We start from the raw sequence: 13285 nt of genomic DNA on the forward strand, positions 1-13285 counted from the left end.
ATGTCGCTGCACCAGTACCGGCGCAAGCGCCGGCTTGGCGGAGGCACAGGGCAGACGCCGGAGCCTGACGACACACCCGCACGCGGTGATCCGCAGCGGCGGCCAACCTTCGTCATCCAGCTGCATCATGCCAGTTCGCGCCACTATGACTTCCGCCTTGAGATGGACGGCGTGCTGAAGAGCTGGGCGGTGCCGAAAGGTCCTTCGCTTCGCGTCGGCGAGAAGCGGCTGGCCGTGGAAGTGGAAGATCACCCGTTGTCCTACGCTGGCTTCGAGGGCGACATTCCCGAAGGCCACTACGGCGCGGGGCACGTGGAGGTGTTCGATCAGGGCACCTGGGCCTGCGAAGGCGATCCACTGCAGGCGCTGGCAGCTGGAAAGATCGACTTCGTACTGCATGGACAACGCCTGGCCGGTGGCTGGAAGCTGGTGCGCACGGCAATGAAGGGACGCCAGGTGCAGTGGCTGCTGATCAAGCGCGACGACGAGCAGGCGCGCGATGCCGAAGCAGACGATCTGCTGGACGCGCACGTGCCCAAGCGCGCATCCACCGTGATGAAGCGCACTGGGGGGAAGGCAGGGCGTGCTGTGCCCGCCGCACGCACGGCTACCCGCAAGGCCGATGCACGCTGGCATGCGCGCGCGCTGAAACTGGACGGCGCACGTGACACGCCCTACCCGCATGGGTTCAAACCGCAATTGACCGATCATCGCGACAGCGCGCCGGACGGCGCGCGTTGGCTGCACGAGATCAAGTGGGACGGCTATCGCCTGCTGGCCGATCTACACGACGGCGAGGTGAAGCTCCGCTCCCGCAATGGCCTGGATTGGACCGATGACTTCCCCGAGGTCGTGCAGGCCGTGCAGGCGCTGCCGGTGCGCGATGCGCGCCTGGACGGTGAGCTGGTGGTGCTGGACAAGGAAGGGCGCAGCGATTTCGCAGCGTTGCAGCGCGTGATCGATGGAAGCTCGAAGCATCCGCTGCGCTACATCGTGTTCGATCTTCCGGGTGTGGCCAACGCGGACATCAGTCGTGCGCCATTGCTGGAACGCAAAGCGCTGCTGAAGGATCTCATCGGACCCGTGCCCGGCATCCTGGCCTTCAGCGAACATGTGATCGACCAGGGCCCGCAGGTGTTCGATGCCAGTGGCCAGGCCGGATTCGAAGGCATCGTCAGCAAGCAGGTGGATGCCCCGTACGTGAATACCCGCGCGCGCAGCTGGGTGAAGGTGAAGCACGAAGACACCGACGAGTTCGTGATTGTCGGCTACACGGCCCCCAGGGGCTCGCGGGTGGGTTTCGGATCATTGTTGCTGGCAACGCCGGACAAGGAGGGTCTGCGCTATGTGGGCCGCGTCGGTACCGGCTTCGACGACGAGAACCTGCGCGCGCTGCTCAAGGCATTGCAGCCACTGGCAGTAAAGACGCCCGTGCTGCAGCTTCCGGCGCATGTGCCGTTCCGCGCCGCCAGCGTGCGCTGGGTGAAGCCGGTGACGGTGGCGGAAGTGGCGTTCCGTGGCTGGGGCAAGGAAGGCCTGCTGCGCCAGGCCAGTTTCAAGCGGCTGCGCAGCGACAAGCAGAAGGAGGACCTGGGAATGAGCAACGCAACCGCAGTTGCTGAAGCCGGGGGTGAGGTCCAGATCACGCATCCGGAGCGGGTGGTGTTTCCCAGTCAGGGACTGGGCAAAGGCGACGTGGCCGACTATTACCGGCGCATGGCGCGCTGGATCCTGCCCGAAATTGCCGGACGGCCGCTGTCATTGCTGCGCTGCCCCGATGGGGTGGGCAAGGCCTGTTTCTTCCAGAAGCATCATGGCCCCGGCCTGGGCGACGCGGTGCACGCGGTGCCCCTGCAGCAGAAGAGCGGCCGCGAGGACTACGTCTATATCGACGACGCACGGGGCCTGCTGCAGCTGGTGCAGATGAACACGCTGGAGCTGCATCCGTGGGGTGCGACCGTAGCAGACACCGAGCATCCGGATCGACTGGTATTCGATCTCGATCCTGGCAACGGCGTCAGCTGGGCACAGGTGAAATCGGGTGCACGCGATGTGCGTGACCGCCTGCAGCAGGTGGGCCTGGAGAGCTTCGTGCGGCTGTCTGGCGGCAAGGGGCTGCATGTGGTGGTACCGCTGCAGCCCAAGGCTGGCTGGGACGAGGCGAAGGCGTTCTGCGAGGCCTTTGCGCAGGCAATGGCAAAGGAGCAACCTGATCGCTATGTGGCGACGATGAGCAAGGCCAAGCGCAGTGGCGTCATCTTCATCGACTGGTTGCGCAACACCCGAGGGGCCACCAGCGTGTGCTCGTGGTCGCTGCGCGCGCGCGATTCCGCCGGTGTGGCAGTGCCGCTGCGCTGGGAGGAACTGGCGCGTATCAGTGCTGCCGACGCCTTTCCCATGGGCAAGGCGCTGGCGAGGGCGCAACGCCTGAAGAGTGACCCATGGCAGGGCATCGCGCAGTTGAAGCAGACGCTGCCGCGCATGGACCTGTAGAGCCGAGCCCATGCTCGGCTGCCTGTGTCGATGTGCATGAAAGCCGAGCATGGGCTCGGCTCTACAAAGGCGGCGTTACCCTGCGTCGCGCGAGGCGCGGCGGCCGAACCACCAACCGGCCAGCAGTTGCAGCGGCAGCGATGCCAGCAGCGAAATGACGAACCAGAACGGGAAATCCGCACCGGCCGTCCACATCGCGTAGCCACAGCCCAGCGCGATCAGCGACCAGATCGAGAAGCCATGCGAACGCGGCCAGCAGGGGGCGTAATAGGTGGCAAAGGAAACGCCCGCGATGCCACCAAGAACGCTGAAGGTGAGGTCCCAGCCCAGCTGCACGCTGTTGTTGTCCGGCGACAGGCCCAGCAACGGGGGCAGCCAGCTGGCGACGCTGCTGACCAGCGCAAGCGACAGGACGCCGCCGATCAGGGCGACGATGGACAGGAACAGGGTCTTGAGCAGGCCGGGCATGCGCGCATTGTACGGCGGCCACAGAGTGCCCGCGTTGCCGGCCAGCGGCCGGCACTACCGAACCGCCTGGGGTTTGCCGGCCAGCGGCCGGCACTACCGATGAATCGGCATGGCCGCCGCGTCCGTGGGAGAGGGGGACGGAGCGACGGCGGCCATGCACAGGCGGTCAGGCAGCGAAGTCGAGTACCACGCGGCCCTCAATGGTGCCCGCGTGCATGCGCGCGAACACGTCGTTGATGTTCTCCAGGCGGTCGGTGCTGACCGTGGCCGCGACCTTGCCTTCGGCGGCGAACTGCAGCGACTCCTGCAGGTCCAGCCGGGTGCCGACGATCGAGCCGCGCACGGTGATGCCGTTGAGCACCATGCCGAAGATGTCCAGCGGGAAATTACCGGGCGGCAGTCCGTTGAGCGAGACGGTGCCGCCACGGCGGACCATGCCCAGCGCCTGCTCGAACGCCTTCGGTGAGACCGCCGTGACCAGGGCGCCGTGCGCGCCGCCGATCTCCTTCCTGAGGAAGGCGGCCGGATCGGTGGTGCGCGCATTCACGGTGACCTGCGCACCCAGCTGCCGGGCCAATGCCAGCTTGTTGTCGTCCACATCCACCGCAGCCACGTTCAGGCCCATCGCACGGGCGTACTGCACCGCCATGTGGCCCAGGCCACCGATGCCGGAAATCGCCACCCAGTCACCGGGCTTGGTGTCGGTGACCTTCAGGCCCTTGTAGACGGTCACGCCGGCGCACAGCACCGGTGCGATCTCGACGAAGCCCACGTCCTTCGGAAGCAGGCCGACATAGTTGGCATCGGCTAGTGCGTACTCGGCGAAGCCGCCGTTGACCGAGTAACCGGTATTGCGCTGTGTCTCGCACAGCGTTTCCCAGCCACCCAGGCAGTGTTCGCAATGGCCACACGCCGAGTACAACCAGGGGATGCCGACCCTGTCGCCTTCCTTGACGTGCCCTACCCCGCCTCCCACGGCCACGACGTGCCCCACGCCCTCGTGGCCGGGGATGAACGGCGGGTTCGGTTTCACCGGCCAGTCGCCCTCGGCGGCGTGCAGGTCGGTGTGGCAGACGCCACAGGCCTCGATCCTGACCAGTACCTCGCCCGCCCCCGGGCGTGGTACCGAGACTTCCTCGATCACCAGTGGCTTGCCGAACTCACGCACGACAGCGGCCTTCATGGTCGAATTCATGTTCGGATCTCCGTAGTGCGCTTGCCCACAGAATGACGCCGGCACGAGGCCGGCGCTTTGATCACGATCAAACCTTTGAAGATTCGCGGAGCAGGTTCAGCTGGCCAGCACGGACGCCTCGCGGGCCAGGCGTTCGATCGCCTCCCAGTCGCGGGTCTGCAGCAGGGCCGGGGTGGTCAGCCACGAACCGCCCACGCACAGCACGTTGGGCAGATGCAGGAACTGCGGTGCGGTCTGCGCACTGATGCCGCCGGTCGGGCAGAAGCGCACATCGGCGAACGGACCGTGCCAGGCGGCCAGTAGCGCGGCGCCGCCGGCCTGTACCGCCGGGAAGAACTTGAAGGTGTCCTGGCCATGCTCCAGGCCCAGGATCAGGTCCGAGGCGGTGGCGGCACCGGGCAGGTACGGCAGGTCGGCATCACGCGCGGCCGCATACAACGCCGGCGTGGCACCGGGGGACACCGCGAAGCGCGCGCCGGCCTGCTTTGCTGCCTGCATCTGCGCGGCGTCGAGTACGGTGCCGGCACCGATCACCGCGTCCGGCACGGCCTCGACCATCGCCTTGATCGCATCCAGCGCCTGCGGCGTGCGCAGCGTCACCTCGATTACCGGCAAGCCGCCGCGGAACAGTGCCTGGGCGACGTCGACCGCTTCATTCACGTCTTCGGGGGTGTACACCGGGATCACCGGTGCGAGCTTCAACAGCGCGCGCAGGCGCGGATCAGCGCTGGACATGGTCTTGCTCCTTGCCCGACGGGGCATCGCGGATCGCCGCCGGGTACGGCAGCGCAGCGGCGCATGATGCCACGTGGCTCACGAAGGTGCTGGCAGCGTCGCCCCGCCCTGCCCCGGTCAGGCCGGGTCGGCCTGCAGCGCCTGGATGCGGCGCTGGTACCAGTCGCCACCGAGCGGATCGAACACCGCCGAGCGCTCCATCTGCGACTCGTACACGTGCACAGAAATCGCCAATGCGTCGTCACTGGCGTTGCGCAGGGTGTGGTACTCGTGCGGCGGGATCAGGCTGCCGGCACTGCCGCAGCCTCCGCGCAGCGTGGCGTGGCGGTGGAAACGCCAGCGCTCGCCGGCGCGCTCCAGCAGCTCGTAACGGGTGATCTCCAGTTCGCCCAACCACACTCCCTCCACACACCACATGGCATTGTGGTCGTGCAGCGGCGTGCCCTGCCCTGGGCCCCAGCTCATGGCGATCACGCTGTAGCCGTGTTCGCGGCTGTGGTACAGCGGACGTCGCGCGTAATGATCACTGACCGGCCGATGCACGCATTCGGGCAATTCGATGCGGCTGTCGGTTATGGCTTCCTGCAGCGCCAGCTGCAGGTCGGCGGTGATGCGCCCGGCATCACCGGCGGTCACCGCCGCGTCGACCGCAGCGATCAACCGGTCGCGGCCACGGAACGGCGGAAACGGAGAGGTCTGCAGGTCCATGCACCTGACTGTAGCGGAGCATGGTTAAGGGAATGTTGGCGTTCGCGCGCGTCGCGTCCGCATTCAGGGTGAACACGCGCAGAAGAACGGTTCAGATGCAGAGGCACTAGAGCAATCACAATGGAACCTCGCGCAGCAAAACGTGTCGAACACGACGCGATTCGGACCCGCTGCGACGTTCCGCAACTTCGCATCCGACGGGTGCAAGGCTAGAATTCTCCGACTTACCTGGTTCTATACATGTCAGTGCGAAATATGAGCGATGCCGCGTTGCCGGCATCGAAAGGCAAGGCTGCCACGATCAACGACATCGCACGACTGTCGGGAGTTTCCAAGAAAACGGTTTCAAGAATCATCAACAACTCGCCGCTGGTGCGCAAAGACACCCGCGACAAGGTCGAGGCGTTGATGCGGGAGGTCGGTTACGTGCCCGACCCGCTGGCGCGCGGACTCGCGTTCCGCCGCTCCTTCCTGATCGGCCTGGTGTATGACGACCCCGGCGCCCAATGCATTGTCGACCTGCAGCACGGCGCGCTGGAAGCGCTGCGCGGCACCGGCTATGAGCTGGTGGTGCACCCGTGCAACAGCCAGGATCCGGACTGTGCGGACGGCGTGCGCCGTTTCGTGCAGCAGCAGAAACTGCATGGCGTGATCCTCGGCCCGCGCGCCTCCGAATCGATGGCGCTGGCGCAGATGCTCGACGCGATCGACTGCCGCCACATCCGCATCAACGCGCATGCGTCGGAAGAAGACGTGCAGGCGGTGGTCACCCACGATCGCGATGGTGCGGCGGCGGCTGCGGGCTACCTGCTCTCGCTCGGCCACCGCGACATCGCGGTGATTGCCGGTCCCGGTGACCGGCGCGCTGCCCGCGAGCGGACCCACGGCTTCCTTGATCGGCTGGCCCAGGTCGGCGTGACCCTGCCGGGCGAGCGCGTGCTGGAAGCGGGCGACACCTTCGAGTCCGGCGTGCATGCCGCCGAACGCCTGCTGATGGGCGGACAACGCCCCAGTGCGATCTTCACCGGCAACGACGAAATCGCCGCGGGCGTCTACCAGGTGGCATTGCGTGCGGGCATCGCGGTGCCGCAGCAGTTGTCGATCGTCAGCTACGACGACAGCCCGCTGGCGTCGCGGCTGTGGCCGCCGCTGACGTCGGTACGCCGCCACGTCTCCGACATCGGCCGCATGGCTGCCGCGATGCTGGTGCAGACCGACGTACCGGAGGCGCCGGCTGCGGCCAGCGTGCATCCGCAACTGATGGTGCGCGGTTCCTGCCGGGCCGTGGACGGCTGAGTGTCCTGCCCTCGCCTGCGCCGTCGCGACAGAACGGTGCAGGCAACAACGAAAACGGCGCACCGGGGTGCGCCGTTTCCACTGCGAAGCGGTGTGCGTTACGCGCTTACACGTCGCCGCCGTCGGCCCAGCCTTCACCCGTGCCCTTCTGGAACACGCGGTCGTCGTCCTGCACATCACCGGCCGGCAGATGCGCCTGGTCGGCCAGTGCCGCGTAGATCGGGGTGAAGTCCGGCGACGTCGCCTGCATCAGCTGTTCGAAGCTGTCGATGACGAAGTAGGTCTTCTGGAAGGTGTCGATGCGGTACTTGGTGCGCATGATCCGCTGCAGGTCGAAACCGATGCGGTTGGGCGCGGGCGATTCCAGCGAGTACAGTGACTCGCCCTTCGACGACACGATGCCGGCGCCGTAGATGCGCAGGCCGTCGGGCGTATCGATCAGGCCGAACTCCACCGTGTACCAGTACAGGCGGGTCAGGTTCTGCAGTGCATCCGGGCCGATCGCGTGGGCCTTGACGCCGCCACGGCCGTACGCCTCCATGTAGTCGGCGAACACCGGGTTCATCAGCAGCGGCACGTGACCAAACAGATCGTGGAACAGGTCCGGTTCGGCGATGTAGTCGATCTGGTCCGGGCGACGGATCCACCAGGTCACCGGGAAACGGCGGTTGGCCAGGTGGTCGAAGAAATCCAGTTCCGGCAGCAGGCCTTCAACGCCGACCAGGGTCCAGCCGGTGGCGGCGCCCAGTACTTCGTTGAGCTGGTCGAAGCGCGGAATCATGTGTGCGCTCATGCCCATCTCGTCCTGCGCGTCCAGGAACTCCTGGCAGGCGCGGCCGACCAGCAGTTCGCGCTGGCGCTGGTACAGCGTGCTCCAGGTGGCGTGGTCGTCGGCGCTGTAGGTGTCCCACGGCTGCTCGACGAGCGCGGTGGTATACACCGGCACGTAGCCCTTGTCGGTCTGCTGGTGTTCGACGCGGCGGGGCTGGGCGAGGTCCATGGGGCACTCCTTGACGGGATACCCACGATGCTAGGGCAGGGCGCACGCAACAGGGTTGCAAAAGTTGCGTCGATTGGCCTTGTTGGCGCAATATCCTTGCGTACTCACCATGTTGCGGGGCAACAATGGCCGGAGAAGTCCAGTTCGATCGCACGGATATACGTCTACTGGCTGAAATCCAGCGGGATGGGCGCGCCACCAACGCCGAGCTGGCGACACGGGTGAACCTCTCGCCCTCGGCCTGCCTGCGCCGCCTGCAGCGGCTGGAAAGCGAGGGCGTGATCGTCGGCTATGGCGCGCGGCTGGAACCGCGCCAGCTGCGCCTGGGCCTGCAGGCCTTCGTGCGCGTGCAGCTGGAAAAGCATGACCAGGCCGCCATCGGCCACTTCGTGGACAGCGTGCAAGCGTGGGACGAGGTGGTGGCCTGCCATGCGCTGACCGGCGACATGGACTACCTGCTGCACGTCTACGTGCGCGACCTGGAGCACTTCTCGCACTTCCTGCTGGACCGGCTGCTCAACGCCGGCGGCGTGGCCGATGCCAATTCCAGCTTCGTGCTGCGAACGGTGAAGGGTTTCCAGGCGTTGCCGTTGTCGCAGCTGGAGCCCTGAGCAGCCACCAGGCGTGCCCGGTGGCCTGGCATCAATGGATCAGCACTTGTCCTTGCGGCCCATCAGCTTGCCCAGGCGCGAGGCTTCCTCGCACTTTGGTGCGGCCACCGGCGCGGGTGCCGCTGCGGCGGCGCGCGCGCGCTGCAACTGCTGGATCTTCGCGCGGATCTGCGGCATGGCCGCCATTGCGGCCTTCTCGCCTTCCAGGATCGCGGTGCCGCGCTGGCTGAAATCGGCGGCGCCGATGTCCAGTACCTTCGGACGGATGACGATGTCGGCGCGCGCCAGCTCCTGCTCGCCCAGGCGCTGGCCCATGATCGAGATGGACTGGTTGACGATGCCCAGCATGTCCGTCGGTGCCTTGCCGCTGGCCTTGCTGGAGATGTCCACGGCGATCACGAAGTCGGCGCCGAGCTGGCGCGCGGCATCCACCGGCACCGGGCTGACCACGCCGCCGTCGATATAGTTGCGGCCGCCGATCTTCACCGGCTCGAACACACCGGGGATGCTGCTCGACGCGCGCACCGCCTGGCCGACGTTGCCGCGCACGAAGATCGCGCGCTCGCCCGTTTCCAGCTGGGTGGCAACGGCGGCGAACGGCTTCTTCAGGCGCTCGGCGGGACGGTTGGCGACCTGCTCGTTGACGTAGTCCTGCAGCTTCTGGCCCTGCACCAGGCCACCGGAGAACAGGCGTACGTCGCGGATGCTGGCTTCGTCCAGCGCGACTGCCTTGCTCTGCATCTGGAAGGCGTCCATGCCGCTGGCATACAGCGCACCGACCACGCTGCCGGCGCTGGTGCCGGAGACCACGGCCGGCTCGAAGCCGTTGGCTTCCAGCATCTTGATCACGCCGATGTGCGCGAAGCCCTTGGCCGCGCCGCCACCGAGGGCGATGCCGATCCTGATCGGCTTGGCCTGCGGCACCACGGTCGGCGCCGGCGGCGGCGTGGGGCGGACCGGGTCGCCACCGCAGCCGGCCAGCAGGCCGATCAGGGCGACGGACAGCAGCATGCGGGGGCGGAACAGGCTCATCGGCAGTGCGCTCGCGGCGCTGGATTCAGGAAAGGGCGCCAGCATACCGAAGCCGTGGCGGGGCGGGCAGGGTGGGGGGAACTCCCTATTCAGCAAAAAAAACGTGAATCGCTTCTGGTGGGTGCGGACCTTGGTCCGCACAAATGCCTGGTCGCGCGCTGAAGGAATGTGCCAACCAAGGTTGGCACCTACCAAATGAGTGGGTCAGAACCGGTTGTCACCATCCAGCATCCGGCCCAGGCCGCCCAGCACCGAGCCTTCGCCGCGGCTCTGGCCGCCGCCCTGCGGTGCGGCCATCCACATGCGGCCGGCCAGGCGCGAGAACGGCAGCGACTGCAGCCAGACCTTGCCGGGGCCGGTCAGCGTGGCCAGGAACACGCCTTCGCCGCCGAACAGCATGCTCTTGATGCCGGCCACCCGGCGCACGTCCATGTCCACGCTGGAGTGGTAGGCCACCACGCAGCCGGTATCCACGTCCAGGCGCTCGCCGGCGGCCAGCTCGCGCTCGATCACGCAGCCACCGGCGTGGATGAACACCCAGCCGTCGCCTTCCAGCTTCTGCATGATGAAGCCCTCGCCGCCGAACAGGCCGGTCATGATCCTGCGCTGGAACTGCACGCCGATCTGCACGCCGCGCGCGCCGGCCAGGAAGCTGTCCTTCTGGCAGATCAGGCGGCCGCCGTGCTGGTCCAGTTTCATCGCCAGCACCGTGCCGGGGTAGGGCGCGGCGAAGGCGACCTTGCCCTTGCCATGCCCGCTCTGGGTGTAGACGGTGGCGAACAGGCTCTCGCCGGTCAGCACACGGCGGCCGGCGGCCATCATCTTGCCCATGAAGCCGCCCTGGTCACCGTTGGCAGCGCCAAACACCGTGTCCATCTGCACCGTGGCGTCCTTGAACATCAAGGCGCCGGCCTCGGCAATGGCGCTCTCGCCGGGGTCGAGCTCGAGCTCCACGAACTGCATTTCATGGCCGACGATGCGGAACTCGATGTCGTCGGCGCGGCCGCTGGCGCCGGCGGCGACCGGGACCGGCGGCGGTGTGTTGGGCATGCCCGGGGCCGGAGCCTGCAGCTCGGCCACCTCGGCGATCGGCGTCCACCCGCTCATGCCCTGGCACCATGCCAGGGCGCGTGGATTGGCCTGCGCGTAGCGGCGTGCGGCCCCGTCATCAAGCGGGCCGATGCGCTCGGCCTGGGCGGAGGCATGGAAGTACCACTGGGTCATGGCGGCGGGTCCGTCGCGTGGAAACCCCGAGTCTAGCGAGCGCCCGGGGGTGCCGGCGACGGGGCCATGAACGGCGGGCATTTGCGGCGTAGGTGCTGTATTGCAACAATTATCTGGTAGCGCCGTTTTACCACCCCTCCAAACACAGCCTACCGCCATGTCCCCGACCCGCACTTCCCGTGGCCGATTTCCGGTCGCGCGCCCCCTCGTTGCCGCTCTTTCCGCCCTGCTGCCGCTGGTAGCAGCCGCCCAGGAAACCCCCGCTGCCAAGGATCCGGTTGCCCTCGACGCCCTGCAGGTGACCGCGCAGCGCCGTGTCGAGAACGCCAAGGACGTGCCGGTCGCGCTCTCCGCGATCCAGGGCGAGAAGCTGGATGTGCTCGGTTCGGCCGGCGATGACATCCGTTTCCTGGCCGCACGCGTGCCCAGCCTCAACATCGAGTCGTCCTACGGCCGTGCCTTCCCGCGCTTCTACATCCGCGGCCTGGGCAACACCGACTTCGACCTCAATGCTTCGCAGCCGGTGTCGCTGGTGTACGACGACGTGGTGCAGGAAAGCCCGCTGCTGAAGGGCTTCCCGCTGTTCGACCTGGCCAACGTGGAAGTGCTGCGTGGTCCGCAGGGCACGCTGTTCGGCCGCAACACCCCGGCCGGCGTGGTCAAGTTCGATTCGGCGCGTCCGTCGCAGGATGCCGATGGCTACATCCGCGTCGGCTACGGCAGCTACAACAGCTGGAACGTACAGGGCGCCTACGGCGGCCCGCTGACCGATCGCTGGTCGGCACGCGTCTCGGCGATCTACCAGCGCCGCGATGACTGGGTCGACAACACCCGCGTCGGCGCTCCCAACAGTGGCTTCGAAGGCTATGACGAAGCCGCCGGCCGCGTGCAGTTCCTGTACGAAGGCGATGACTTCGAAGCGCTGTTCAACCTGCACAAGCGCAAGCTCAATGGCACCGCCCGCCTGTTCCGCGCCAACATCATCGAGAAGGGTGGCAACTCGCTGGTCGAGAACTTCGACCGCGACAAGGTGGCCAACGACGGCGTCAACTTCTCCGACCTGAAGACCTGGGGTGGCAGCGCGCGCCTGCAGTGGAACCTCGGCTCGGTGACGCTGCACTCGATCACCGGCTACGAAACCGCCGAATCGCTCAACCGCGGTGACATCGACGGTGGCTACGGCGCGGCGTTCCTTGGCGCCGGCAACTACGGCCCCGGCCTGATTCCGTTCTCGTCGGAGTCGGCTGACGGCCTGCCGCATCACCGCCAGTGGACGCAGGAAGTCCGCATCGAGTCCAACGAGTGGGGCCGCTTCGACTGGCAGGCCGGCGTCTTCTACTTCGATGAAGACGTGACCATCAACAACTTCAACTACGACTCGCTGGCCCCGGGCAATCCGCAGACCGGCCACGTGGTGCAGAACCAGCGCAACAAGGCCTGGGCGGTGTTCGCCTCGGGTGACTTCGATGTCACCGACCGCTTCAAGCTGCGTGCCGGCGTGCGCTACACCCAGGACAAGAAGGACTTCAGCGCCAGCGTGCTGCAGGCCGTTCCGTTCGGCACCCCGGTCAGTGGCCCGTACCTGGCCAACACCGACGTCAACGACGTCAGCTGGGACCTCAGCGGCGTCTACAAGCTGACCGACGACATCAACGCCTATGCCCGTGTGGCCAAGGGCTTCCGCGCGCCGTCGATCCAGGGCCGCCTGGCCTTCGCGCCAGGCCTGTCGCAGGCCGATTCGGAGAAGGTGATCTCGTACGAGGCCGGCATCAAGGCCGACCTGTTCGAGCGCCGCGCGCGCCTGGGCCTGAGCGTGTTCCGCTACAACGTCGATGGCCAGCAGCTGATCGCGGTGGGCGGCAGCAACAACACCGCCACCCTGCTCAACGCCGACAAGACCATCGGCCAGGGCGTCGAGCTGGACCTGGAGGCCTACCTGGCCGACAACGTCCTGCTGACCTTCGGCAGCAGCTACAACGACACCGAGATCAAGGACAAGAACCTGGCGGTGGCGATCTGCGGCGGTGGCTGCACCATCACCGACCCGACTACGGTGATCAACGGCCAGACCTATGCGCTGGTGAACGGCAACCCGCTGCCGCAGGCGCCGAAGTGGATCCACAACGCGACCCTGCGCGTGGGCTTCCCGCTCAGCGATGGCAGCGAGCTGTACGCCTACACCGACTGGGCCTACCGCAGTGCGGTGAACTTCTTCATCTACGAGTCGCCGGAATTCCGCGGCCGCAGTTCGCTGGAAGGCGGCCTGCGCCTGGGCTACAACTGGGATTACGGCCAGTACGACGTGGCGGTGTTCGGTCGCAACCTGACCAACCAGACCCGCGTGGTCGGCGCGATCGACTTCAACAACCTGACCGGCTTCCTCAACGAGCCGCGTACCTGGGGCGTGGAGTTCACCGCGAAGTTCTGATGCGGTGGTTGCGTTGATGCAATGCAGAAGGGCCGGCGCAATGCCGGCCCTTCTGTTTCCTGCTTCGTGTAGAGCCGAGCCTGCGCTCGGCTGCT

General features: G+C 66.9%; 11 protein-coding genes. 4 read left to right on the plus strand and 7 right to left on the minus strand.

Features of this window, described 5'->3' with window-relative positions; translation table 11 throughout:
- Complete coding sequence (ligD, locus tag AC5P8F_RS16640) at window positions 1-2493, plus strand: DNA ligase D (protein WP_014645421.1); 2493 nt, start codon at window positions 1-3, stop codon at window positions 2491-2493.
- A gap of 75 nt (window positions 2494-2568) precedes the next feature.
- Here the strand turns inward: ligD and AC5P8F_RS16645 are convergent, their stop codons facing one another.
- From AC5P8F_RS16645 to AC5P8F_RS16660, 4 genes are all read right to left on the minus strand, one after another.
- Entirely contained in the window at window positions 2569-2961 is a 393-nt protein-coding gene (locus AC5P8F_RS16645; protein WP_014645422.1) for a hypothetical protein, read from the minus strand.
- A 166-nt stretch (window positions 2962-3127) separates the two neighbouring features.
- On the minus strand, window positions 3128-4156 hold the full coding sequence (gene adhP / locus AC5P8F_RS16650; protein ID WP_075075937.1) for an alcohol dehydrogenase AdhP: 1029 nt from the start codon (window positions 4154-4156) through the stop codon (window positions 3128-3130).
- Window positions 4157-4252: 96 nt separating this feature from the next.
- Complete coding sequence (eda, locus tag AC5P8F_RS16655) at window positions 4253-4891, minus strand: bifunctional 4-hydroxy-2-oxoglutarate aldolase/2-dehydro-3-deoxy-phosphogluconate aldolase (protein WP_014645424.1); 639 nt, start codon at window positions 4889-4891, stop codon at window positions 4253-4255.
- Between the two features lie 117 nt (window positions 4892-5008).
- Entirely contained in the window at window positions 5009-5599 is a 591-nt protein-coding gene (locus AC5P8F_RS16660; RefSeq protein ID WP_495228610.1) for a cysteine dioxygenase family protein, read from the minus strand.
- Window positions 5600-5839: 240 nt separating this feature from the next.
- Between AC5P8F_RS16660 and AC5P8F_RS16665 the strand changes: the two genes are divergently transcribed.
- Window positions 5840-6895, plus strand: coding sequence for a LacI family DNA-binding transcriptional regulator (locus AC5P8F_RS16665; protein ID WP_041862907.1), 1056 nt, complete (start codon window positions 5840-5842; stop codon window positions 6893-6895).
- 106 nt (window positions 6896-7001) lie between these two features.
- Here AC5P8F_RS16665 and phhA read toward each other — a convergent pair whose 3' ends face one another.
- Window positions 7002-7895 (minus strand): phenylalanine 4-monooxygenase, encoded by an 894-nt coding sequence (phhA, locus tag AC5P8F_RS16670; RefSeq protein ID WP_014645427.1) that lies wholly within the window; start codon window positions 7893-7895, stop codon window positions 7002-7004.
- Between the two features lie 125 nt (window positions 7896-8020).
- Between phhA and AC5P8F_RS16675 the strand changes: the two genes are divergently transcribed.
- Window positions 8021-8506 (plus strand): Lrp/AsnC family transcriptional regulator, encoded by a 486-nt coding sequence (locus tag AC5P8F_RS16675; protein ID WP_014645428.1) that lies wholly within the window; start codon window positions 8021-8023, stop codon window positions 8504-8506.
- 39 nt (window positions 8507-8545) lie between these two features.
- Here the strand turns inward: AC5P8F_RS16675 and AC5P8F_RS16680 are convergent, their stop codons facing one another.
- Together AC5P8F_RS16680 and AC5P8F_RS16685 are read right to left on the minus strand one after the other, a co-directional pair.
- The gene (locus AC5P8F_RS16680; RefSeq protein ID WP_032958418.1) at window positions 8546-9538 is read right to left on the minus strand and encodes a patatin-like phospholipase family protein; all 993 of its coding nucleotides are present in this window, start codon (window positions 9536-9538) and stop codon (window positions 8546-8548) included.
- 204 nt (window positions 9539-9742) lie between these two features.
- The gene (locus tag AC5P8F_RS16685) at window positions 9743-10762 is read right to left on the minus strand and encodes a TIGR00266 family protein (RefSeq protein ID WP_014645430.1); all 1020 of its coding nucleotides are present in this window, start codon (window positions 10760-10762) and stop codon (window positions 9743-9745) included.
- A gap of 157 nt (window positions 10763-10919) precedes the next feature.
- Here AC5P8F_RS16685 and AC5P8F_RS16690 point away from each other — a divergent pair, with 157 nt between their 5' ends.
- Window positions 10920-13190 carry a TonB-dependent receptor gene (locus AC5P8F_RS16690; protein ID WP_049408885.1) on the plus strand — a complete coding sequence of 757 codons (2271 nt, stop codon included), beginning with the start codon at window positions 10920-10922 and terminating at the stop codon, window positions 13188-13190.
- The last annotated feature ends 95 nt before the right edge of the window (window positions 13191-13285 follow it).

This window comes from Stenotrophomonas sp. YJH_SMC_69, from assembly GCF_059370495.1.

Coding starts and splice junctions, on each gene's coding strand:
- ligD (WP_014645421.1), top strand. CDS start 1: ATGTCGCTGCACCAGTACCGGCGCAAGCGCCGGCTTGGCGGAGGCACA.
- AC5P8F_RS16645 (WP_014645422.1), bottom strand. CDS start 2,961: ATGCCCGGCCTGCTCAAGACCCTGTTCCTGTCCATCGTCGCCCTGATC.
- adhP (WP_075075937.1), bottom strand. CDS start 4,156: ATGAATTCGACCATGAAGGCCGCTGTCGTGCGTGAGTTCGGCAAGCCA.
- eda (WP_014645424.1), bottom strand. CDS start 4,891: ATGTCCAGCGCTGATCCGCGCCTGCGCGCGCTGTTGAAGCTCGCACCG.
- AC5P8F_RS16660 (WP_495228610.1), bottom strand. CDS start 5,599: ATGGACCTGCAGACCTCTCCGTTTCCGCCGTTCCGTGGCCGCGACCGG.
- AC5P8F_RS16665 (WP_041862907.1), top strand. CDS start 5,840: ATGTCAGTGCGAAATATGAGCGATGCCGCGTTGCCGGCATCGAAAGGC.
- phhA (WP_014645427.1), bottom strand. CDS start 7,895: ATGGACCTCGCCCAGCCCCGCCGCGTCGAACACCAGCAGACCGACAAG.
- AC5P8F_RS16675 (WP_014645428.1), top strand. CDS start 8,021: ATGGCCGGAGAAGTCCAGTTCGATCGCACGGATATACGTCTACTGGCT.
- AC5P8F_RS16680 (WP_032958418.1), bottom strand. CDS start 9,538: ATGAGCCTGTTCCGCCCCCGCATGCTGCTGTCCGTCGCCCTGATCGGC.
- AC5P8F_RS16685 (WP_014645430.1), bottom strand. CDS start 10,762: ATGACCCAGTGGTACTTCCATGCCTCCGCCCAGGCCGAGCGCATCGGC.
- AC5P8F_RS16690 (WP_049408885.1), top strand. CDS start 10,920: ATGTCCCCGACCCGCACTTCCCGTGGCCGATTTCCGGTCGCGCGCCCC.